Source organism: Cognataquiflexum rubidum, from assembly GCF_022538115.1.
Classification (GTDB): Bacteria; Bacteroidota; Bacteroidia; order Cytophagales; family Cyclobacteriaceae; genus Cognataquiflexum; species Cognataquiflexum rubidum.
Map to the genome: position 1 here is coordinate 19,769 of NZ_JAKZAL010000012.1, position 21,853 is coordinate 41,621.

Annotated in this window: 18 protein-coding genes; 6 read left to right on the top strand and 12 right to left on the bottom strand. The window is 41.9% G+C overall.

The annotated features are described in order from the left end of the window. Window positions 1–216: 216 nt before the first annotated feature. The 8 genes from MMU05_RS13610 to MMU05_RS13645 all read right to left on the bottom strand — a co-directional run bounded on the left by MMU05_RS13610 (window position 217) and on the right by MMU05_RS13645 (window position 9,358). A complete protein-coding gene (locus tag MMU05_RS13610) occupies window positions 217–753 on the bottom strand; it encodes an outer membrane beta-barrel protein (RefSeq protein WP_241142227.1) in 537 nt (178 codons plus the stop codon). Between the two features lie 225 nt (window positions 754–978). Beyond that, window positions 979–2,070, bottom strand: a complete 1,092-nt coding sequence (locus tag MMU05_RS13615) for a glycerate kinase family protein (protein WP_241142228.1) — start codon at window positions 2,068–2,070, stop codon at window positions 979–981. Between the two features lie 344 nt (window positions 2,071–2,414). Then, window positions 2,415–3,764 carry an alanine/glycine:cation symporter family protein gene (locus MMU05_RS13620; RefSeq protein WP_241142229.1) on the bottom strand — a complete coding sequence of 450 codons (1,350 nt, stop codon included), beginning with the start codon at window positions 3,762–3,764 and terminating at the stop codon, window positions 2,415–2,417. Window positions 3,765–4,100: 336 nt separating this feature from the next. Next, complete coding sequence (locus MMU05_RS13625; RefSeq protein ID WP_241142230.1) at window positions 4,101–4,604, bottom strand: nuclear transport factor 2-like protein; 504 nt, start codon at window positions 4,602–4,604, stop codon at window positions 4,101–4,103. A gap of 14 nt (window positions 4,605–4,618) precedes the next feature. Then, a complete protein-coding gene (locus MMU05_RS13630; protein ID WP_241142231.1) occupies window positions 4,619–5,176 on the bottom strand; it encodes a glycine zipper family protein in 558 nt (185 codons plus the stop codon). 92 nt (window positions 5,177–5,268) lie between these two features. Beyond that, window positions 5,269–7,656 (bottom strand): arylsulfatase, encoded by a 2,388-nt coding sequence (locus MMU05_RS13635; RefSeq protein ID WP_241142232.1) that lies wholly within the window; start codon window positions 7,654–7,656, stop codon window positions 5,269–5,271. Between the two features lie 231 nt (window positions 7,657–7,887). Further along, the gene (locus MMU05_RS13640) at window positions 7,888–8,454 is read right to left on the bottom strand and encodes a TetR/AcrR family transcriptional regulator (protein WP_241142233.1); all 567 of its coding nucleotides are present in this window, start codon (window positions 8,452–8,454) and stop codon (window positions 7,888–7,890) included. Between the two features lie 337 nt (window positions 8,455–8,791). Further along, complete coding sequence (locus MMU05_RS13645) at window positions 8,792–9,358, bottom strand: TetR/AcrR family transcriptional regulator (protein ID WP_241142234.1); 567 nt, start codon at window positions 9,356–9,358, stop codon at window positions 8,792–8,794. Window positions 9,359–9,880: 522 nt separating this feature from the next. Between MMU05_RS13645 and MMU05_RS13650 the strand changes: the two genes are divergently transcribed. The 3 genes from MMU05_RS13650 (at window position 9,881) to MMU05_RS13660 (ending at window position 13,755) form a co-directional block, all read left to right on the top strand. Continuing rightward, on the top strand, window positions 9,881–10,822 hold the full coding sequence (locus tag MMU05_RS13650; RefSeq protein ID WP_241142235.1) for a transporter: 942 nt from the start codon (window positions 9,881–9,883) through the stop codon (window positions 10,820–10,822). A 130-nt stretch (window positions 10,823–10,952) separates the two neighbouring features. Then, on the top strand, window positions 10,953–12,752 hold the full coding sequence (locus MMU05_RS13655) for an arylsulfatase (RefSeq protein WP_241142236.1): 1,800 nt from the start codon (window positions 10,953–10,955) through the stop codon (window positions 12,750–12,752). Window positions 12,753–12,756: 4 nt separating this feature from the next. Next, window positions 12,757–13,755 (top strand): transporter, encoded by a 999-nt coding sequence (locus MMU05_RS13660; RefSeq protein ID WP_241142237.1) that lies wholly within the window; start codon window positions 12,757–12,759, stop codon window positions 13,753–13,755. Between the two features lie 194 nt (window positions 13,756–13,949). Here the strand turns inward: MMU05_RS13660 and MMU05_RS13665 are convergent, their stop codons facing one another. The 4 genes from MMU05_RS13665 to MMU05_RS13680 all read right to left on the bottom strand — a co-directional run bounded on the left by MMU05_RS13665 (window position 13,950) and on the right by MMU05_RS13680 (window position 17,946). Continuing rightward, a complete protein-coding gene (locus MMU05_RS13665) occupies window positions 13,950–16,109 on the bottom strand; it encodes a xanthine dehydrogenase family protein molybdopterin-binding subunit (RefSeq protein ID WP_241142238.1) in 2,160 nt (719 codons plus the stop codon). A gap of 2 nt (window positions 16,110–16,111) precedes the next feature. Continuing rightward, window positions 16,112–16,567 carry a (2Fe-2S)-binding protein gene (locus MMU05_RS13670; protein ID WP_241142239.1) on the bottom strand — a complete coding sequence of 152 codons (456 nt, stop codon included), beginning with the start codon at window positions 16,565–16,567 and terminating at the stop codon, window positions 16,112–16,114. 292 nt (window positions 16,568–16,859) lie between these two features. After that, the gene (locus tag MMU05_RS13675) at window positions 16,860–17,453 is read right to left on the bottom strand and encodes a hypothetical protein (RefSeq protein WP_241142240.1); all 594 of its coding nucleotides are present in this window, start codon (window positions 17,451–17,453) and stop codon (window positions 16,860–16,862) included. Beyond that, on the bottom strand, window positions 17,443–17,946 hold the full coding sequence (locus MMU05_RS13680) for an RNA polymerase sigma factor (RefSeq protein WP_241142241.1): 504 nt from the start codon (window positions 17,944–17,946) through the stop codon (window positions 17,443–17,445). Before MMU05_RS13680 ends, MMU05_RS13675 begins: the two co-directional genes overlap by 11 nt. A 242-nt stretch (window positions 17,947–18,188) precedes the next feature. On the opposite strand from MMU05_RS13680, the gene MMU05_RS13685 reads away from it, so the two are divergent. From MMU05_RS13685 to fucP, 3 genes are all read left to right on the top strand, one after another. After that, window positions 18,189–19,052, top strand: coding sequence for a fumarylacetoacetate hydrolase family protein (locus MMU05_RS13685; RefSeq protein ID WP_241142242.1), 864 nt, complete (start codon window positions 18,189–18,191; stop codon window positions 19,050–19,052). Window positions 19,053–19,187: 135 nt separating this feature from the next. After that, complete coding sequence (locus MMU05_RS13690; protein ID WP_241142243.1) at window positions 19,188–19,967, top strand: L-fucose dehydrogenase; 780 nt, start codon at window positions 19,188–19,190, stop codon at window positions 19,965–19,967. A 279-nt stretch (window positions 19,968–20,246) separates the two neighbouring features. Next, window positions 20,247–21,542 (top strand): L-fucose:H+ symporter permease, encoded by a 1,296-nt coding sequence (gene fucP, locus MMU05_RS13695; protein ID WP_241142244.1) that lies wholly within the window; start codon window positions 20,247–20,249, stop codon window positions 21,540–21,542. The last annotated feature ends 311 nt before the right edge of the window (window positions 21,543–21,853 follow it).

The following is a 21,853-nucleotide window of genomic DNA, read 5'->3' on the forward strand; positions in this document are numbered from 1 at the left end:
TTGAGATCATTAGTTTTAAAAAATCTGTCACTTGAAAAAAGCTTTTTACACGGACCTTTTTTTATTTAGATGTTGACAAAAGGTTTTCTTTTACAGTTAAAAAATGCTGCCAAAACACAAAAAAGCCATGAGGACTTTTTTCTCTCATGGCTGGTATTTTCCGGTTTTAAAACAAGGCATTTGCTTATAACCAACACTTATCAGTTTAGACTTTTTTTAGAAATTAAATCCTACACCTAGGGAAATGGAGTTCATCAAGCCATCCCTATAAAAGCTATTGGCAAGGTATGCAAACTCATAATCAAAGTTCAGAAATGCCTTTTCACTCATGGGATATTTGATTCCGGCTCCGAGACCTGCGATGATTCCGGAATCCTTTGCTGTGATGGTAGTAGATTGACCTGCTCTTTCAATGTCGGAAAACTGAACACCGATAACACCTTTGAGATAGGGCCTTAAATTTCCCTCTCCAAAATAGAATTTTGGAACAAATGCAATAGGCAAAGTATTTACAGTATAATCTGTATTTGTACTCGAGCCTGTCACACTGACATATCCAAAATGAAGACCGTAGGACACGGCACTTCCTACAGGCTGATAATCATACAGGAGGTTTATCCTATACCCGGATGCACTGGCATCTGTTCCCTCAATGTTGGTAAATACATATCCACCGCCTACAGATAGACTACTTACCTGTGCATACAATGCAAAAGGCAGTAAAAACAACAAACTAAGAATTAACTTTTTCATGACAGCCGAGGTTTAAATTTTGGTTAAAATCATATACTAATATACCCATAACTGCTTCTTGATTATTGCACGTAACCGTCTAAAAAAGCTCCTTTTTGAAGCAAAATGAAAAATAAAATATAATAAGTGACATGTACCTATCGGGATTCTCGCTTACCTCAAGTACATCATTTGAAACACAAAAAATCAAGTCCAGATTTTATTCACAGTCCCTAATATATAAGCTCAAAAATTGCTAAATACAGCTTTTTCTAGATTTTTTCGGGCTTCGATTACAAATCCACTTTCTCCAAAATCCAGTTCCGGCAATTGGATCACCTGATCAAACCCTGATTCTTCCCCACCTTCTCCCGAGGTGATCAGGACTGTTTTTTTTCTGTGTTTTTTTGCCAATTGTAACAGTTCATAACTTCCTTTTCCTGAAGCGGATTGGGAGTCATACCTGCCTTCTCCTGTGATGATGATATCCGCTGATTTGATCTTGAATTCGATACCGACTTTTTCAAAAAACCATTTTGCGCCCATCTCTATCTTCACCGGAAAAAAGAATGAAAGCCCAAAGGCAATTCCTCCCGCAGCACCAAAACTTTCTTTGTCTGCCAATTGCTTTCCTGATTTTTTGGCCATCAATTCCAATGCCTTGGAACAATCCTTTTCAAACTTTTCCAGATCCTCTAATTTCAATCCCTTTTGGGGACCAAAAACCGGAATAGCACCTGAGGGTCCGAAAAAATGGTTGTTCACATCACAGAGGCAGGTAAATTTTAAGTTTGGTTTTGGTATCGGGCTTTGTATAAATCGGATTTTGGAAATAAAACCTTCTGAAAAAACCGGGATTTCCCTTCCTTTTTCATCCAAAAACAAAAAACCCAAACCTCTCAGAATCCCGATCCCCATATCAACTGTCGCACTTCCTCCCAATCCCAAAATGATATGTTCGGCACCGGAGTCTGCAGCCTTTTTGATCAGTCCCCCAGTTCCGAATGTGCTTGTAATCCAAGGATTTCGCTCGTGAGGTTTTAATGATTTGATTCCGGAAACGGTGGAAACATCCAGGTAAGCTGTCTTTTGCCCAGGATCAAAAAAGTAAAATCCCTGCATCGGCCTTCCTAAAGGATCTAAGGCAATTTCGAAAACCTGCTTCAGGTTCAAGGCCTTTCCCAATAAAAAACAAGTTCCATCCCCACCATCCGCTATTGGGCAAAGCACCACCTCCGCGTCCGGAATCTTGCTCAAAATCGCACTCCCGATAATCTCCGCCGCTTCGTCAGCTTCAATCGTTCCTTTGAAAGCATTTGGGGCGATGAGGAGGTTCATTGTTCGGGGAAGTAGGGGTTGTAATTGTTATTATGGTTGTATTTGTTGTAGTAGTTGTAATGGTTGTAGTGGTTGTAATGGTTGTCTGCTCCGCGTTATCAAGTTGTCAGGCTGTCAAGTTCTCTTTGGCCTTTCCCAACCCGACAACAGCTTTTGCGGAAAACTTGATAACATCTTGCGGACAACCTGACAACCCTATTTCCTCCCAACAATTACAACACGAAGGTTACAACAATTACAACTATTTTTCTTAACCTGACAACAGCTTTTGCGGACAACCTGACAACATTTTCATCCCCAACTAGACAACAGCTTTTGCGGACAACCGGACAACCCTTTCAGGACTACTTCCCTTTCATCCTTGCAAAATAATCCTTAGTAGCTGCTTTGACTTTTGGTGCAAGGTAAATCGTCGAAATCATCGTCGGAATGGCCATGATGGCATACATTCCATCAATAAAACTCACAACCACTTCAAGTGATACTACTGCTCCGGCGACAATGGTCACCAGATAAAAGTAATTGTAGTAATTTGCTTTTTCTGCTCCAAAAAGGTAATTGAAGCATTTGTGACCATAATAGGAATAGGTGAACATGGTAGAAAGCGCAAAGACCAAAACCGCCAACATCAGCAGGTACTTTCCAACTCCCGGAAGTCCCATTTCAAATGCCTGCAGCGTCAATTGTACGCCATTATTTTCACTTGTTTCCCATACACCTGTCAGCAAAATCACAAAGGCAGTCAACGTACAGACCACTACAGTGTCAATAAATGGACCCAACATCGCAATCAAACCTTCACGTACGGGTTCGTTGTTTTTGGAAGCGCCATGAACCATTGGAGCTGTTCCAATTCCCGCTTCATTAGAAAACGCAGCCCTTCTTGCTCCAATCACCATCACCGCACCGACGGCACCACCCATGACTGCATTTCCGGTAAATGCATCTTCTACAATCAACCAAAGCATTTCAGGAACTTGTCCAAAGTATTTGAAAACTATCAACATGACAGTTCCAAAATAAAGTATAACCATGAATGGAACCAACTTAGATGCCACTGCAGCGATTCTTTGAATTCCTCCCAAAATCACAATAGCAACAAGGATCATCATAACGATTCCAATTATCCATTTGGTCGGCTCACCGCTATCCAAACCGTAGGGTTCCAACATCACTGACCGGAACACTGCCGTCAATTGGTTCGCCTGAAAAATGGAAAGCAATCCCAATATTCCAGCCACGCAAAAAAGTACTGCAAGTGGCTTCCATTTTTTGCCCATACCATGTTCTATCACGTACATCGGGCCACCCTGGACCACTCCCGCTGTATCTTTTCCCCTGTACATAATGGCGAGACTACATGTAAAATATTTGGTAGCCATACCCACAAAAGCTGACATCCACATCCAAAAAATAGCACCCGGACCGCCCATATTGATGGCGATGGCTACACCACTGATATTTCCCATACCAACTGTAGCGGCAATTGCAGCAGAAAGGGCTTGTTGGGAAGAAATCTGACCGGGCATATTCTGATTGTCATACTTCCCACGGACAACTTTGAGCGCATGACCAAAATACCTGAAAGGCACAAAACCTGAATAAATAAACAAAATCAAGCCTCCGCCCATCAGCAAAGCGAGCATCGGTATGTCCCAGATCCAGTTGCTGAAGTTAATTATAAAATCTCCCATGTGTTGTGGTATAAATGAATGGGCATATTAAAAGCATTTTTTGGGAAATACAAATGGATATGGTCTCAATGGAGTTTCCACCGATTCTGTTACCATCTGTGATTCCCAAAGACAAGAATAAACTACATTTAAAAATGGCAGGCTATTATAAACAAAAATATGAGCTACCCAATCAAAGCTTTTTTAAGTAGGCCTCTTTCAGGTAGCTCAGTTTTAAATAGATATTTGGATAAGGCTAAAAATCCAAAATTAGAAAATTGCGATTTTTGACAATATCCAAGTGAAGCTTAATAAGATTTTACACATGAGATAGGTAAATTGATAGTCAGAAGATCCTTACTCCAGCCATTCCTCAGGGACCACTGCATATCCCAATTGCCGCAAGACATCTGCTTCATTGTAAAAGGTAAGGCTTCTTTTAATTTTACCGTTTTCTATCAAATAGTTTGTATTGGCCCAGATGGTAGCTGTTCCGATGCTGTCTTTGTAATGTATTTCCAGTTCCGCCCAATTAGCTACCCAATCTCCCTTGCTGTCACCGTCCGGGATGGATACAGAGGCAAATCTAGAACGGTTATATTTTATTTTTTCATACAGGTTTTCAACATTCCATTGCCAGTTTGCAATGGCTTCCATTTTACCGATAGAATCTCCAAAAGAAGGCCCCAATCCAAGATAGTTCGTATCCAGATAGTTTCCCATGGATTCAAAATCCAGGGATTCAACTGCGTGAATGTAATTTTTCACCAGTTCAATATTTTCTTGATGCTGTTTTTCATTGTTGGGTGAACAGGAAAACAAACCAATTGTCAATGCCGTGAGTATGATCAGATTTTTCATTTTTCTCGTTTTAATTATTTGACGGTGTATCCTTTACCTTCTATGCAGACAGAGAAAGCTTTCTTGAATTTATCTTTTGCGGCCTGTTCTGTTGCCGTAGCATTTGCTTGTGCCTGTTGGTTCTGTTGGGCCTGCATCTGCCTTCCTTGCCTTATTCCCCGCATAGCTCCTGCGGTGGCTCCTATGGCAGCACCTTTACCTGCATCACCTGCGATTGCGCCAATGGCAGCACCTGCCGCTGCACCTTTTGCTGCACCCACTACCGCTCCGCCTGTGGGACCTGTTGATTGCTGAACTTCTACCTTTGGAAGGTTCAATGGATCTACACCCGATTGCTCCATCGCCCATTGGTAGCATTCATATTCATCTTGCTTTTGCTTATTCTGACTTTGTCCTTTGGATGGGTAAATAAACAGACCCAAGCCCTGCGAAATCTGATTATAGGTCATCTTGGTCGTATCGGGAACCGATTGAGTCATGGGAACCTGCGCATAAAGGTTTTGACCAAACGAAAGCAAAACCATCAGGAATACAGTCCCGACAAATACATTTAGCTTATTTCTCTTTTTCATTTTGATATTATTTTTCAATTAAAATAATTTAGGAAATTTGATCAGATTAAGAATTTTAGAAATGGCCGAGTTAAGAATACTCGGGCCATTTGTTATTTTACTTCTACTACCAATTTTGGTATCCTTCCATTGAATTTTGATTTGGCTTCTGCCCCAATTCTTTCAACTACAGGTGTAGCCAAGTCAATACCCACATCCGCAGTTTCATCAGCTGAGAAAATACCCGGTTGGGTACGTTCAATTCTACCTTCACCGACTTTGTTGCCATCAATATATAAGGTGCCCAAACCTCCTTTTGCTGGCCCTCCTCCATCGTAGGCAAAATCAAACTTGATGGTATGTTTGCCTGATGTCAGTTTTTGATTTGCATTCACAGTATATCGCTGCATTCCAAGAAAATTGTAGTCATAAGCTACTACTCCGTCTTTTACATAGAGCGCCCAACCACCAAATCGTCCGCCTTGTGCGATTAGAATACCGTTGGCAGTAGTACCTTCCGGAATTTCGACATCAGCGGTAATTGTAATTGGTCTGTTTTTGATATTTAAGAAAACGTTTTCGGACATTCCCACCATACCTTCTGCAAGAGTCAGTGTTTTGCGGTCACCCATAATATCCGGACGACCAACATTGGCTGCTATCATACGCTCGAATAACCTGTCATCTATCGGTAATGCATGATTCTTTTCAGCTTCTTTCATAAATAAATCCTTCAATTCATTCAGTTTTTCAGGATTTTCAGAAGCTAGGTCGTTTATCAAACTAAAGTCATTGGCAACATCATAAAGTTCCCATATATCTTCTGCCAAAGGTCTCCTTGGTTCACGTTCCCAGGGTGCTCTGTGAATGGTTCGAGCATACCAGCCTTCATGGTAAATGGCACGATTACCAGCAATTTCGAAATATTGGGTGGTATGTTTTTCTTTGGCATTGGCATCTTTGAAGGCATACACCAAACTGACTCCATCCATGGGACGCTGTTCTACCCCGTTTACCATTTTTGGTTCGGGAAGACCTGCAGCTTCCAGAATTGTAGGTGCTATATCAATCACGTGGCTAAACTGTGGGCGTAACCCACTATTGGCTTTGATACCCTTTGGCCAACGGATAGCCATGCCTACCTTCGTGCCACCATGATCAGAACCCATTTGCTTGGTCCATTGGAATGGTGTATCAAACATGACCGCCCAGCCGGCAGCCATATGGGGATAAGTTTCAGGACCTCCCCATTTGTCAATTTTCTTGAGCATATCCTCTACAGATTCCTGCACCCCATTGAAATAAGTCATTTCGCTAAACATACCATTTGTTCCCCCTTCAGCACTCGTTCCGTTATCTCCATATACAAAAATGATCATGGTATTTTCTGCCTGCCCGGTTTCGTCTACAGCATCCAGCAAACGGCCAATTTCATGGTCGGTCATATCCAAAAATCCCGCAAATACTTCAGCCTGACGGATAAACAATTTTTTCTGATCTGCAGTCAGGCTTTCCCATTGTTGAATAGCTTCCGGTTTTGGAGCCAATTTAGTTCCTTTAGGTACAATACCCATTTCAATCTGTCGGGCAAGAATCTGTTCTCGCATCACATCCCAACCGCCATCAAATTTACCTTTCCATTTTTTGATATAGCTCTCCGGTACATGGTGAGGGGCATGCGTGGCACCTGGAGCAAAGTACATAAAGTAAGGCTTGTCGGGTGTCAGGGCCTTCTGATACTTTAGCCAGGAAACTGCCTGATTGGTCATGTCATTCATGAAATGGTAATCCGGATCCTCAGGAAGTTCTACAGGATGGGTTCCGTCATATACAAATGGAGCCCACTGATTGGTTTCGCCACCGAAAAAACCATAAAATTTGTCGAATCCCTGACGGTGAGGCCAACGATCAAAAGGACCGGAAACACTTGTTTCCCAAGTAGCTGTTTCGTGCCATTTGCCAAAAGCGCCGGTGCTATAGCCGTTCAGCCGAAGCATCTCAGCCAGTGGAGCAACATTTCCGGGAATTTCACCTGTCCCACCCGGCATACCGGTAGCCATTTCGGTAATGAATGCCATGTTGTTTACATGGTGATTTCGACCGCTTTTGATCGCCGCACGGGTCGGTGAACACACTGCAGTAGTATGGAAATTGTTAAAATAAACACCCTCTTTGGCTACCCTGTCAAAATTCGGGGTACTTACAGGACCTCCGAAATGGCTTGTACCTGCAAAACCGAGGTCATCAACCAATACCAAAATTACATTTGGTGCCCCTTCGGGTGCTTTTACTTCGAAACGCTCCGGTGCGGTTGCATTGCGGATGTCTAGTTCTTTTGAATACGGACGAGATGGTACCTTGATGGGAAGGACGGTACGGTCTATTTCACCTGATTCTGCAACTGTAGAAATGTCGGTAGAAGTTTCTTGATTATCGGTTTTACAGGACATAAAAACCATAAATCCAAGGAGGACAAAAACTTTGATTAAATTTTTCTTCATAGAAAAGGGGGGCTTGTTTGGAAGAATAAATGTGGATAATATTTGTTGGTAAAAACATGATTAATATCATGCTGAACAACAAAATGCGTTATATGACAATCAAATTAATGGGAAATCGGCTTATTATATAGACTTTACCGTCTAAAACAGAATATAGAAAAATTGCAAGGTACCGTCCTATACTTCAACCAAGGAAAGAGTGAAGGTCAATGAGGAAATAAAAATCAAAAATCACATCTTTTTTCTTTCTGAACCCAATTCAAGGGCGCGTTGAATCACATCCCGGGCCTCATACATAAAATCACGTAAAAAAAGATAGTTCATCCGTTTGAGTGTGATCTGACTGTAAAAAGTATCTCGGACCTGTTGAAAATATCTAAAAGAAAATGCATTGTTATCTTTTAACCCTATAAAATTCCCAAATAATTTTGAGGCAATTGGGTCAATGATGTCATTTACCAAATTGTAACATTTTTCAAGTATTTTCTCCTCTCGATTTCTGACCAATTGATTATGGAACATCAATTTCGGAGTATGCTTGATGAGCACCTCCATAAACTCGGGATCAAATTCTTTTATTTGTCTTAAGTCTTCAGCAAAAATTGAAGCTAAAGTTTGGTGGTTTTCCATTAATTTTTCGAGGAAGGTTTCCTTATCTCCAAAATAATGGTAATATCCAGATTTATTTAAACCGGTTATTCTGGAAAGGCGCTCCACCTGTAATCCTTCGAGTCCTTCGGCACCAAATTGGGAATACCCTGCATCGATCCAGGTATGTTCTGAATTTATCTTACTCATGGGGACATTTGACCTTAAAATCTTTGTTTTTATCAAAATCGCTAGACTGAAGCGTCTTCTAAGTAAATATATAAAGTAATTTGAAAATGGCAAATGTCAATTCGATTATCAACATTTCGCAATCATAAATACCCGGTTAATTAAAAAAAAGGTCCTGAAAAATAATCCCAAATTCAATAGATGAATTTTATTAAGGATTTGGTTTACTTCTGAGTAACCTTGATATTAACCATATTTTTGACCAAATGGCAGAAAGGCTGATGATCAATTATGGCCAACATCCAATCCTCTTTCTTCAGATTCATGGAATAAAAAATCAGAATGACAAAAATGGGATTTAAACCGCTTTTTGTTTGGATCCCAATTCAACAGCACGTCGGGCTAAATCCCTGGCTTCATACATAAAATCCCTCAAAAACGGATAATTCATTCGATCGAAGGTAATGCGGGAATGAAACATATACCGAACTTGATTAAAATATTTGGTGGAAAACTCCATGTAATCTTTGAATCCAATAAAATCAGCAAACAGTTTGGATAAAACCGGATCTACCATTTTAGCGATCTTTCTGTAGGTATTTTCCATCAATTTGTCGTGGCGGTTTCTAACCAATTGGGTGGAAAAAATCAAGGAATTAGCATACTTGATAAGCAATTCCATGTATTCCGGATCGAAATTTTGAATCTGTTTAAGCTCTTCGGTGTAAATGGTGACTAGCTCAAGGTGGTATTCCATTAATTTTTCAACGAATGTTTCCCTATCACCAAAATAATGGTAATAGCCGGATTTGTTTAATCCGGTGATTCTTGCTAACCGCTCCACCTGTAATCCTTCTAAGCCTTCGGCAGCAAATTGGTTGTAACCCGCTTCTATCCAGATATGTTCTGAGTTTATTTTCCTCATCAGAGATATTTTCTTAGTAAATCCTTGTTTTTCTCAAAATCACTAGACTTAGGTGTCTATTTGAGTAAATATATCAAGTAAATGGAGAATCACAAATACCAATTCGATTATCAATATATAGCAAAGAATAATAAATTGAAATTCAAAAAGACGTGGTGATTAATAATAGCATTTCCATTCTCCATGGCGGAAATTTTTATAAACGCTTACGTTTAGAAATCTGGTTCAAAAGAATTTAAGTTTGATGAGACAGTCATATGATGCCGGCTCTATTAAAAGTGTAATCAATGGAAATTTGTTTTTGATTTTGTGGTATCAAAAGATGCTTCAGAATTACAAATGGATAGAATTAAATTTTCAAAATAAATATTGGCTTCCCGATTGTTGCCAAGAAAACTTGACTTAAACCTGATTGTAAACCCGGTGATTACAGGAATACTAACATTGATCCAACATGCTTATTTCAATTCTGAAATCCTCCTTTATTGAATCAAATAGATACTTTAGCTAAAATTCAAAACCATGCAATTGAATCGGAATTGCCGCAAGTTGGGATTGATTGGTTTGTTCCAATTGATTATTTTTTTTCCAATAGTAGCGCAGGATTTGGATCCCCGTGCTTACCTCTGGCTTCCTATTAAAACATCTACAGTAGTGACGGGCTATGCTTTTTCTACAGGTGCCATCCTGACTGATCCAACCATACCCCTTGAGGATTTAGATGCCACGGTTCAGTCTGTTTCCTTTGGATATGTAAATACATTCAACCTATTTGGCCTCACCTCACAGGCTATGGTGGCTTTACCCTATTCCTGGGCAACAGCTTCCGCAAAAGTGGCCGGTCAGGCACAAAGCATCTACAGACAAGGAATGGGAGATTCCCGGATGCGGCTTACCGTGTTGGTACATGGTGCACCTGCTTCGGGAATCGCTGAAATAATGAAAGCACCGAGAAGGACGCTGATTGGTGTCAGTATCAATGTTACGGCACCAACAGGCCAATTTTTTTCTGATAAACTGATCAACATAGGGACCAACCGTTGGTCGCTCAAACCAGAGGTTGCGATCTCTCAACCATTGGGTAAACGATGGCTTGTCGATTTCTATGCAGGTTCTTGGTTCTTCTCCTCAAACTATTCATTCTATCCAGGAAGTTCTAAACGCACCCAAGAGCCAATGGGAGCATTTCAGGCACATATCAGCTATAACATCACGCCACGGTTTTGGATAGCCTACAATGCGACCTACTATGTCGGTGGGAAATCTTCTATTGATGGTACTTTCAATGATGACCGGCAGAATAATACACGGATTGGCTTGACGGCGGTGATGCCCGTCGGGAAAAGCAATTCTATCAAGCTGGCGGCAAGTACAGGAGCGATAGTTCGAATTGGCCAGGACTTTACAACATTTTCTTTTGGTTGGCAACACTCCTGGATTGGGAAGTCGGCTAAGTTTCCCTGAGCGGAATGAAATTGTTAGTGAGATGGATATTTAACTGGATTTATTGATATACAAAAATAGAAATAGGACTAAACGGTTTCGTTTACTGCAAGAGTTAAAATCAATTTAGCTTACTGACTTATTTATTGATATGAAAAAAAACCTTCTCATTACGGTAGTCATGTTGTCTTTTGTACAAGTTTTGTACGGACAATCATCCTCATCCCAATCGGAAAAAAAGCGGCCCAATATTGTAATCATCCTTGCCGATGATATGGGTTACTCGGACATGGGTATGTTTGGGAGTGAAATAAAAACCCCAAATATGGATGCGCTTGCAGCCAATGGAGTCCGGTTCACCAATTTTTACACCCACGCAAGCTGTTCGCCATCGCGGTCCATGATGCTTTCAGGAGTCGATACGCATCTCAACGGATTGGGTAACATGGATGAGTGGACGGCACCCAATCAGGTTGGCTTGGATGGGTATGAAGGCCACCTGAATACCAAGGTTACCACTATCCCTTTATTATTGAAAGATGCCGGTTACCATACTTATATGGTGGGAAAATGGCACTTGGGAAAATCGCCGGAACTCATACCCGCAGCCCGTGGCTTCGAACGTGATTTTACCTTACTTGACGGCATGGGAAGTTATTGGGATATGACCAATATGACTGCTTTGGTTCCTAAATCATTATATACAGAAGATGGCAAGTATCTAACTGAACTTCCAAAAAATTTTTATGCCACTGAAACCTACACTGACAAATTGATAAATTTTATAGATGAGGGCAAGGGAGATGGCAAACCTTTCTTCGCTTATGTATCCCATCAAGCTCCCCATGATCCCTATCATCTTCCAACAGAATGGCGTGACCGTCATGTTGGGGAATATGATTTCGGATGGGATATGCAACGTCTGCAGCGCCTAAAGAAGCAAAAAGAATTAGGCATCTTGCCCGAATCGGCAAATTTGGCGGAGCGTATGTGGTTTGTTCCCGAATATTCTGTCCTCGCTCCCGCCGCAAGAGCGGTTGTCGGTAGAAAAATGGAACTCTATGCTGGCCTCATGGAAAACCTAGATTTCCATATCGGGCGTTTAGTTGACCACCTCAAAAAAATCGGAGAATATGAAAACACGATCTTCATTTTATTTGGTGATAATGGAGCAGAAGGAAATGACCTTGGTGAAATGATCGCAGGTCAGCCGGGATCCCTTAATTCCTTGTTTTTTGCTTCTAAATGGTCCAACAACCATATAAACGCTTGGGGGGAACCTGGTTCATATGTTGGTTATGGACCTGGTTGGGCTCAGGTATCCATGACACCTTTTAGCCAATACAAAGGTTGGCTAGGTGAAGGCGGCATCAGGAATGCACTCATCGTAAGCGGTCCAATCAACAAACGCGAAAAAGGCAGCATCAACCATGGCCTGATGTCCATTGCGGATATCATGCCCACCTTACTTGAAGTTGCCGGAACTTCCTATCCAAAGTCTTATAACGGAAATGCATTGCCTCCGATGATCGGAAAATCCTGGACAAAAGTTCTCGCAGGTGAGGCTGAATCCCCGCGGACAACGCAGGATTATATTGCTTGGGAACTCTTCGGAAACCGTGCGCTCCGTCAAGGCGAATGGAAGTTGCGATGGGAATTTACTCCACTTGGAATTTCCGATTGGGAACTCTTTAATGTGGCGGCTGATCCCGCAGAGCGAAAAGACCTTGCAGATGCCAATCCTGAAAAGCTAAAAGAAATGTTGGGGCTGTGGGATGATTATGTTAAGAAAAACAATGTCGTTCTTCCAAGTCGCTCCCCGTTTGAGGGACTTTATGATCAGCTTCCGGCCAGATTTCCGGTGGATTATGGTTATCCTCCCCTGATTAACAAGCGGCAATACACTCCGCCTACCGAATTAATGAACACACCTAAGGAGAAAAAGAATTAATTTTATGAAGAGATATATACCTAAGGCCGGTTTTTCTTATTTCAGGAATTTCGCATTCCTTGCTATTGTATTGACTTATTGTCTTCCGGAGGCCACTTTTGCTCAAGGAGACGGAGCAAGGTTTTACTGGAAAGGTCTGATGGGAACCAATGCCATTCCCGTAATTTACAACTCGATGGGCGGGAATGCCAATCCCTTTGATCCTTCTCAAAAGGTAATCCCTGGGTCTAATTTTAGCGCAAGTATGAGTATGGCAGGTTATGCCAAGATGTTGCCTATTTTCAAGCGTTCAGCAATGATTTCGGTGCTTGTGCCCATGGGCAGGATCAATGGCGAAGCCTCCCTTAATGGCTTGGATTTCAGTTCTACTTCACGGGGATTTGGAGATCCTATGGTCCAATTCACCATTAATTTGATTGGACCAAAGCCTATTATGAACATTCCGGATATGATCCGATACAAGCCTGGATTTTCTGTGGACCTCATTGGTAGTCTAGCTGTTCCACTCGGAACATATGACAATACTAGCCCCATCAACATTGGACAAAACCGTTGGTATGGAAGAGTAGGTTTGCCGGTAGTCTGGCAGATCGGTTCATGGGTTCCCGGCAAGCGCACCACTTTTGAGTTTGTTCCTGCTGTTTGGCTCCTTTCGGATAATACAGATTTTGTTGGCAAGACCATGAGTACAGAGCCGATGTATCAAATTGAGGGACACCTTACCAGGGATTTTATGGAAAGAGTATGGGGATCTTTTGATGTGATATCTTATTCAGGAGGAAAAGCAACCATCGATGGTCAGGAAGGTACTGCCTTGAACAACCTTGGAATGGGCGGCACCCTTGGATATCATATGAATGATAACATGCAGCTCACGCTTTCTTATTTGGCTACTATTAATGATAGCAAACCAGAAGATTTAAAAATGGATGGCTTCCGTGTTACGTTGCTATTCGGTTGGCATCCATTGGTGGAAGGGATGAAAAGATTGAAGGGAGAATAAAGGAAGGATAAGCAAAACCCTCACTTATTGGAGAGGGTCTTTTTCCGGTAATAAACTTGTCCCTTAGAGCTTGTGTATCCTCAAAGGTGAGTTTATAGAATGATGTTTAGGAATGCCTATTTCAATTATATTTCTACAGAATCATATTTCAATAATATCTCTACCTTATATCTACTTTATTTCCCTTAATTTCTTCAACTTGAAAGTATTTCCAAAACCTTCTCCGGCGTAAATGGCATATGCCGCAATCGCTTCCCAGTCAAGGCCGCAAAAGCATTGGAAATAATTGCTCCCATAAAAGGCAGTCCGGCCTCTCCGATTCCTGTTGGTTTTTCGGTTGAAGGAATAATTTCCAAAATGATTTCTTCAGGAGCATCCTCCATTCTGAGGATAGGATAATCGTAGAAATTGGATTGTTCCACCTGCCCCTCTTTGAAAGTAATGCTTTCAAACAACACACTGCTCAATCCCATCACCAATGAACCTTCCATTTGGTATTTGGCATTTGCAGGATGCACAACTACTCCGCCGTCCAATGAACCCCAAATTTTGTGAACTTTGATTTTTCCGGTGGATCTGTCCAGGGAGATTTCGCAAACTCCGGCAGCCAATGAACCGCTTCTTTCTGCAAAAGCAATTCCCCTAGCCCGACCTTCCTGTACCGGAGAATCCCATTTTGCCATGTCAGCCACTTTGTCCAAAACCGCAAGCTCGCGGGGATGATTTTTCATCAGTTCCCTCCGCAGTTGGTATGGGTCTTTCTTCTGTTCCAAAGCTATTTCATCCACAAAAGTCTCGATCGCAAACTTGTTCGGACCATGTCCCACCGCCCTCCAATGCTTGGTCCGGACCCCGTGGTCAATGTTCCTGACTTCGATCAATTTGTTAGGAATGTCGTAAAAAGGTATGTCCGCACCCGAACCCAATAATCCGCCACCTGTCCCGATAACCACATGTTTCCATGAATTGATGTTTCCGTTTTGGTCGATGCCTGCCTCAAGCTTTTGCAATGAAATCGGTCTAAAAGCGCCGTATTGGAGGTCATCTTCCCGAGTCCATTGCAGTTTGACGGGTAAGTTTACAGCCTTGGAAATATCAACCGCCTCTATCACAAAATCTGTCATGGACCTTCGCCCAAATCCTCCCCCCAAATAGCAGGTGTGCAGGTTGACCGCTTTGAAATCCAACCCCAAATGGTTGGCAACATCATTTCTGGTACCATCGGATGCCTGCGTACCGACCCAAACTTCTGCCGAATCGGCTTTCACATGGGCGACTGCATTAAGTGGTTCCATCTGGGCATGGTAGATATAATCGTTTTTGTAATCTGCCCGAATGGTCTTTTGTGCCTTCGGAAGTTCTCTGTTCAAATCACCCGATTGGGTTACAATGCTTCCTGTTTTGGATGATTTGGAAAGTGCCTCATACTCTTCATAAGCGTCTTGGCTGTTATGGGATTTGGCTTTTGGGTCGCCTTTCCAGGTGATTTCCATCATGGCTTTGGCTTTCAAGGCGGTTTCCATATTGCTGGCAACTACCCCAATGCCATGATTCAAACTGACCAAATCCAATACGCCTTTAATATTTTTGATCGCGGTTTCATTTTTGAGTTCAGGCTGAGTTCCGTTCACCGGCGATCGGACGATGGCTGCGTACACCATATTCGGTACATGGATATCACCCGAGTAAATGGCAGAACCGTCCACTTTGAATGGAATATCATACCGCTGGTAGTCTTTGCCGATCAATTTGAAATCCTTCGGGTTTTTCAGTTCGGAATCCGGAATTTCAGGAACTGATTCAGGGATTTTGACGAACTCAACTATTTCTCCATAGGTGATTTTTTTGTTGCTTTTTGGATGAAATACCAAACCTGAGTCGGTTTTCAATTCCTTTCTGTCCACTCCCCATTTTTCTGCAACCGCAGAGAGCAGGACATATCTTGCCTGTGCCCCGGATTGTCGGAGGTTATTGTAGTGGCCACTTACCGAGCGGCTTCCCACCGTCAACATGCTCCCACCTCTTTCTCCACCCCAACCGATTCCGTAGATCTCAGGCTCCACCGGGGCGTCTTCTATTTTCACTTTGGACCAATCCGCATCCATTTCCTCTGCGAAAATTGCTGCCAAAGCAGTCATCGTCCCTTGACCCATTTCTGAAGCAGGATTATAAATAGTAACTGTTCCATCCGAAGCCAAATGAACCCAAGCGGAAATCTGCTTGCTCTCACCTATTTCTCCCTTCTTAAAAACCAATGCCGGCAATCCGACAGCGGTCACCAAAAAGGTAATGCCTCCTCCCACTTTTAGGAATTTTCTCCTACTCAATCCCTGTGATTCAATTTGCTTTTCCATGGTTAGACTTTTTGGGCGGTTTTTTCGATTGCTTTCAGAATTCTCAAGTAAGTACCACAGCGGCAAAGCACACCGTTCATGTGCTTGATGATTTCTTCCCTGTTTGGATTGGGGTTTTCTGCAAGTAAAGCTGCCGCCTGCATGATCTGTCCAGACTGGCAATACCCACATTGGGGAACCTGTTCTTCTATCCAAGCGACTTGCAGCGGATGGCTCTTGTCGTCCGAAAGCCCTTCGATGGTCGTGACTTTTTTACCCACAGCTTGGGAAAGCGGGGTGATGCAGGATTTGACAGGTTTGCCATCTATATGAACTATGCAGGATCCGCAGAGGGAAACCCCACAACCGAACTTGGTTCCGGTCAGTTTCAACCTTTCCCTTAAAGTCCAAAGCAGGTTGGCATCCTCCTCTGCAGTGACTTGGACAGGTTTTCCGTTGAGTATAAAAGCGTATTGCATATTTTAGGTTGGTTATTGGTTTTAGGTCCCTGAGCTTGTCGAAGGGTTGGTTATTTGGCTATTGGTTAATGGTGAGAGGTAAAAGGTAAGAGGTTATATGAAAATTCGTGTTATAAAATTTACTTTTGCCCCATTCCTCCTCTAAACCGATTGGAAATCATTAAGTTAAAAAAATAAATGAGAAAAATAAATGGAATTTGGAGGGATGGTGGGATTAAATGGAAATTCAAATTGATCTACCCTTTTTATGAATTGATTATTTTGCCATAAAATCATTTTCCCCCTAAGAGTTCTATTCATTAACCTCAGCAAGCATCTTTTCAGTGGCTTTCAAGGCTTTGTTATAATACTTCAGAGTCCAATAAGAAAAGCCCAAAAAGAACATTACTCCTAATGGGAAATAAAGCATCCAGAAAAGTGGAGTCGGGTCCAAACTAATTCCCTTTATGGCCAATAGAACCGGAACGCCAATGACCATAAGAAACAATCCCAATGATATATTCAGCTTCTGAAGCTTTTGGAATCTGATTTTTTGTTTGCCGAAAATCTGAATGGTTTCCAGATAAGTATGTGATGATAGATTGACTTTCTTCATCGCTCTGATTGATTGAAGGGAGATAATGGGAAGGACAAGCAGCAAGGCTATCGAAATCACCCCAAAAAGCTGAATCAACGGCTCTTCCAATTTTGGGACATTAACTGACAGATAAGCCGCACCCAAATAGCAGATGATGGTTCCGATATATTCCGGAAGGGCGATCTTCTTCAGATTGTTTTGGTATTGGTTTTTTGTCATTTTTTCTATGATTTGTTGGTTTAGAATTTCTTGTTTTTCTACTCTTTTGCTCATGTCATTCCATGCGAGCTTCATTTCTTCAAGTTCCATAATCGGTGTGTTTTTTGATTTGAGATTTAAGTTTTTCTTTGATTCTAGAGATTTTTGTCCCCACATTACTTATTGAAATTCCCATAATTTCCGATATCTCCTCGTGGGATTTGCCTTCTAGGAAAAGCAGGATGATACCTTTTTCAAGCAGATTCAATTGTTGGATCTGTTCGTAAAGAAGCTTGATTCTTTCATCCTCCGCCTTGTCGCTTTCGTCTGTCAGCCTGTCCATTTCCAATTCAAAGGGAATTGTGTCAGGCCTTTTTTTGGATTGCTTGAGATGAAAGATGGCCGTATTGAGCGCTACCCTGTACATCCAAGTACTCAGTTTTGATTTTTCATGAAAGCTGCCAAAGGATTTCCAAAGCTGGTAGACGATCTCCTGATACAGGTCTTTTTGGTCTTGTTTGCCATCGGTATACAGCGTCGTGATTTTATAAATCAGACCTTCATTGGCTTTAATGACTTTGGTAAAATGCTCTTTTATATCCATCAAAAATCAATCTTCACTGCATTAGTATATCAAGTTTCAAAAAAATCACAGATGAGTAGAAATAATCTTTTTTAAATTGAAATTAACAATCATAATTTTCCCAGCAGTCAACAAATGATCGGTAATGGTCATTTATAGCCTTCTTTGCTATTTTCCAATCTTTTATTTTTGGTTGTAGGAAAAACCCAAAACCTGCTAACTTTAAAACTTTGTAACCTTATCAACCTAATAACCTCAAATACATGAAACTTATTCGCTTCGGAGAAACAGGAAAAGAAAAACCAGGAATCGTCTCACCTGACGGAAAATGGCTGGATTGCAGCGGTTTTGGTGAAGACTGGTCAGAAGATTTTTTGGAAAATGATGGTCTAAAAAGACTGCAATCATGGCTTGATTCAAACATACATAACATTCAGGAAATCAGTAATAAAACTAGACTTGGTTCACCCATCAAAAGACCATCAAAAATCCTCTGTGTGGGATTGAATTATTCCCTGCATGCCAAAGAAAGTGGTATGCCTGTTCCGGAGGTACCCATACTTTTTATGAAAGCGACCTCGTCACTTTGCGGTCCTTTTGATCCGATTTTGATTCCAAGGAATTCCACCAAAACAGATTGGGAAGTGGAGTTGGCAGTGGTAATCGGCAAGAAAGCAACCTATGTCAACAAAGAAGAGGCGATGGATTATGTGGCCGGTTATGTACTTCACAACGACGTCAGCGAAAGGGATTTTCAATTGCATCACGGTGGTCAGTGGGTCAAAGGTAAAAGTGCAGACCACTTTGCTCCTCTTGGGCCTTATTTGGTTACCAAAGACGAGATCTCCGATCCACACAACCTGAGACTTTGGCTCAAAGTCAATGGCGAAATCATGCAGGACAGCAATACCTCAGACTTGGTTTTCGATATTCCAACTTTGGTTTCTTACATCAGCCAATACATGACATTGTTACCCGGGGACGTGATTTCGACAGGAACACCCTCAGGCGTAGGTTTGGGATTGAAACCGCCACGCTACCTCAATCCGGGAGATGTTGTCGAATTGGGAATTGATGGATTGGGAACGGCGAGACAGATGGCAGTCTCAGTTGACAGTGTTCAGTAGGTAGAATTGGTTTATTCTGAGAACATACTTAATTCTTTGTTTTATTATTAGCCGACGGTCAAGAGTTTGGATTGAAATTCCGTCTTCTGTCTTCTGTCTTCTGTCTTTTTTATCAAAAAGTATTCTATTTAAATCATGAACCTAAACATCAACCAAAAAGTATATCTCGTTTCCGGTGGCGCAAAAGGAATTGGCGGTGCCATCAGCAGGGTTTTGGCTGAAGAAGGCGCCTATCCTGTGATCATTGACCCTTCGATCACCGAAGGCCAAAACCTTGTTTTTGAATTCGAGTCAAACGGAGGCAAAGCTTTACATATTCCAAGAAGACTGACGGATTCCAACGTGGTCAAAGAAGCTGTGGAAATGGCTTTTCAGAAGTTTGGGAGAATTGACGGGGTGGTTAACAACGCCGGAGTCAATGATGGAATAGGATTGGAAAATGGTTCTCCTGAAGCCTTCAGGGCATCTGTCGAAAAAAACCTCGGCCATTATTACGATTTGGTGCACTATGCACTTCCCCACCTCAAAGCGTCAAAAGGAAGTATTGTCAATATCAGCAGCAAAACGGCTGTTACGGGGCAGGGAAATACAAGTGGCTACACTGCGGCAAAAGGTGGCCAATTGTCATTAACAAGAGAATGGGCCGTAGAACTCCTCAAATACGGCATCCGCGTCAATGCGGTGATTCCTGCAGAAGTCATGACACCATTATATGAAAGTTGGCTGAAGACATTTGACAATCCTGAGGATAAATTGAACGAGATTCAAAATAGAATTCCTCTTGAAAAAAGGATGACCACACCACGAGAAATCGCAGATATGGTGGTTTTCTTACTATCAGAGCGCTCTTCCCATACCACAGGCCAACTGATCTATGTGGATGGAGGATATACGCATTTGGACAGGGCTTTGTGAGTTGGAAGTGAGAAGTGGGAAGTATGAAGTACGAAGTACGAAGTATCAAGTACTAAGTATTAAGTGCCAAGTACCAAGGATAAAGTATGAAGTATCGAGTTATAAAGTAACAATGATCAAGATTTCATATCAAGAAAAAGGCCTAAATTCCTATCCAAGCTATGTATTGAAAATCAGTTAACCAATTAACCTTTAACCAATTAATCAATAACCAACCCTTCGAAAAGCTCAGGGACCTAAAACCAAATAACCTCTAACCAATTAACCATTAACCGCAAAATGCCCAAAACCACCCTACTTCCAAAAGCCCTCCTCCTACCCTTTATCCTCATTACTTCTTTGTTTGCCCTTTGGGGTTTTGCCAATGACATCACCAATCCCATGGTAGCTGCATTCAAGCGGGTTTTGGAGTTGAACAACGTTCAAGCGTCCTTGGTGCAGATGGCATTTTATGGAGGATACTTTACCATGGCACTTCCTGCGGCCATATTTATCAAGAAATACAGCTACAAGACAGGTGTTTTGATCGGGATGGGTTTGTATGCTTTTGGGGCTTTGCTTTTCTATCCGGCTGCTGCTTGGGAAAGTTACATCTTCTTTCTCCTTGCTCTTTATATCCTGACGTTTGGATTGGCTTTTTTGGAAACCACTGCCAATCCCTATGTTCTCTCAATGGGTTCGGAGGAAACAGCAACCCAAAGACTGAACCTTGCCCAAGCATTCAATCCGATGGGCGCTTTGGCCGGTCTTTTTGTGGCAAAAGAATTTATCCTCAATGCACTCGAGTCCAACAATACAGAGGCTTCAGGAAACATCATTTATGACACTTTGGATGAATCAGCCAAAGCCATTATCCGCACAAATGACCTGATGGTAATCAGAGATCCTTATGTGATGCTAGGATTGGTTGTGATTATCCTTGGATTGGTCATTGCCTTTGCCAAAATGCCTGAAAGCAAAACCAACAACGGAAAATTAGACTTTTGGCCTTCTATGAAACGGCTAGCTCGGCAACCGCAATTTGTGGAAGGTGTTGTCGCACAGATGTTTTATGTCGGTGCACAGATTATGGTTTGGACATATATCTACCAATATGCTGAGGCCATGGGTATTGACAATGCCTCTGCGGTGAATTATGCATATGCGGCTTTGATTCTATTTTTGGTTGGAAGATGGATCTGTACATTTTTGTTCAGGTTCTTCCCACCTGCCAAATTGCTGTTTTATTTCGCTGTTTTGGCGGGAGCTTTCACACTTGGTGCCATGTTCATTGAGGGGATTTATGGGCTATACTCCTTGGTGGGAATTTCTTTTGCCATGTCGCTGATGTTTCCGACTATCTATGGCATTGCGTTGGAAGGATTGGGAGAAGATGGGAAATATGGCGCGGCATTTTTGGTGATGGCGATTGTGGGCGGGGCCATCATGCCCACTCTTCAGGGCGTGATCCTCGATTTTGGAGGTCCTGCCTATGATGACATCCTGATCATGGGGGTAACGGAAGTCAATTTCTCTTTTGTATTGCCTTTGATTTGTTTTATGGTGGTTGGGGTTTTTGGATTTAGGAGGAAGTAAAAGTAAAGTCTCACGCGAAGAGGCAAAGTAACTAAAAGGAAAAGCCCACAAAGACACGAAAGCACAAAGAAAAAAAATATTTCACGCAAAGGCGCAAAAACGCTAAGAAAGAAATAAAGGATTATCCCACTGAGCCAATAAAGCACAATGGAGTATTTCTGCAAATTTGGCACTGAAAGACCACGAAGTGGTCAAATATTAATAACCCCGGGTAAGGAATGTAACACAGGGAAAAAAGAGACTAACAATCTTTGGTTTTTGGCCGAAACAAAGTCGACTGAGAAAGATGCTTTTCTCCAAAAACAGGGAAG

Bases quoted from the DNA above. Each gene is read 5' to 3' on its own strand.
- MMU05_RS13610 (WP_241142227.1), bottom strand. From the start codon at position 753: ATGAAAAAGTTAATTCTTAGTTTGTTGTTTTTACTGCCTTTTGCATTG.
- MMU05_RS13615 (WP_241142228.1), bottom strand. From the start codon at position 2,070: ATGAACCTCCTCATCGCCCCAAATGCTTTCAAAGGAACGATTGAAGCT.
- MMU05_RS13620 (WP_241142229.1), bottom strand. From the start codon at position 3,764: ATGGGAGATTTTATAATTAACTTCAGCAACTGGATCTGGGACATACCG.
- MMU05_RS13625 (WP_241142230.1), bottom strand. From the start codon at position 4,604: ATGAAAAATCTGATCATACTCACGGCATTGACAATTGGTTTGTTTTCC.
- MMU05_RS13630 (WP_241142231.1), bottom strand. From the start codon at position 5,176: ATGAAAAAGAGAAATAAGCTAAATGTATTTGTCGGGACTGTATTCCTG.
- MMU05_RS13635 (WP_241142232.1), bottom strand. From the start codon at position 7,656: ATGAAGAAAAATTTAATCAAAGTTTTTGTCCTCCTTGGATTTATGGTT.
- MMU05_RS13640 (WP_241142233.1), bottom strand. From the start codon at position 8,454: ATGAGTAAGATAAATTCAGAACATACCTGGATCGATGCAGGGTATTCC.
- MMU05_RS13645 (WP_241142234.1), bottom strand. From the start codon at position 9,358: ATGAGGAAAATAAACTCAGAACATATCTGGATAGAAGCGGGTTACAAC.
- MMU05_RS13650 (WP_241142235.1), top strand. From the start codon at position 9,881: ATGCAATTGAATCGGAATTGCCGCAAGTTGGGATTGATTGGTTTGTTC.
- MMU05_RS13655 (WP_241142236.1), top strand. From the start codon at position 10,953: ATGAAAAAAAACCTTCTCATTACGGTAGTCATGTTGTCTTTTGTACAA.
- MMU05_RS13660 (WP_241142237.1), top strand. From the start codon at position 12,757: ATGAAGAGATATATACCTAAGGCCGGTTTTTCTTATTTCAGGAATTTC.
- MMU05_RS13665 (WP_241142238.1), bottom strand. From the start codon at position 16,109: ATGGAAAAGCAAATTGAATCACAGGGATTGAGTAGGAGAAAATTCCTA.
- MMU05_RS13670 (WP_241142239.1), bottom strand. From the start codon at position 16,567: ATGCAATACGCTTTTATACTCAACGGAAAACCTGTCCAAGTCACTGCA.
- MMU05_RS13675 (WP_241142240.1), bottom strand. From the start codon at position 17,453: ATGGAACTTGAAGAAATGAAGCTCGCATGGAATGACATGAGCAAAAGA.
- MMU05_RS13680 (WP_241142241.1), bottom strand. From the start codon at position 17,946: ATGGATATAAAAGAGCATTTTACCAAAGTCATTAAAGCCAATGAAGGT.
- MMU05_RS13685 (WP_241142242.1), top strand. From the start codon at position 18,189: ATGAAACTTATTCGCTTCGGAGAAACAGGAAAAGAAAAACCAGGAATC.
- MMU05_RS13690 (WP_241142243.1), top strand. From the start codon at position 19,188: ATGAACCTAAACATCAACCAAAAAGTATATCTCGTTTCCGGTGGCGCA.
- fucP (WP_241142244.1), top strand. From the start codon at position 20,247: ATGCCCAAAACCACCCTACTTCCAAAAGCCCTCCTCCTACCCTTTATC.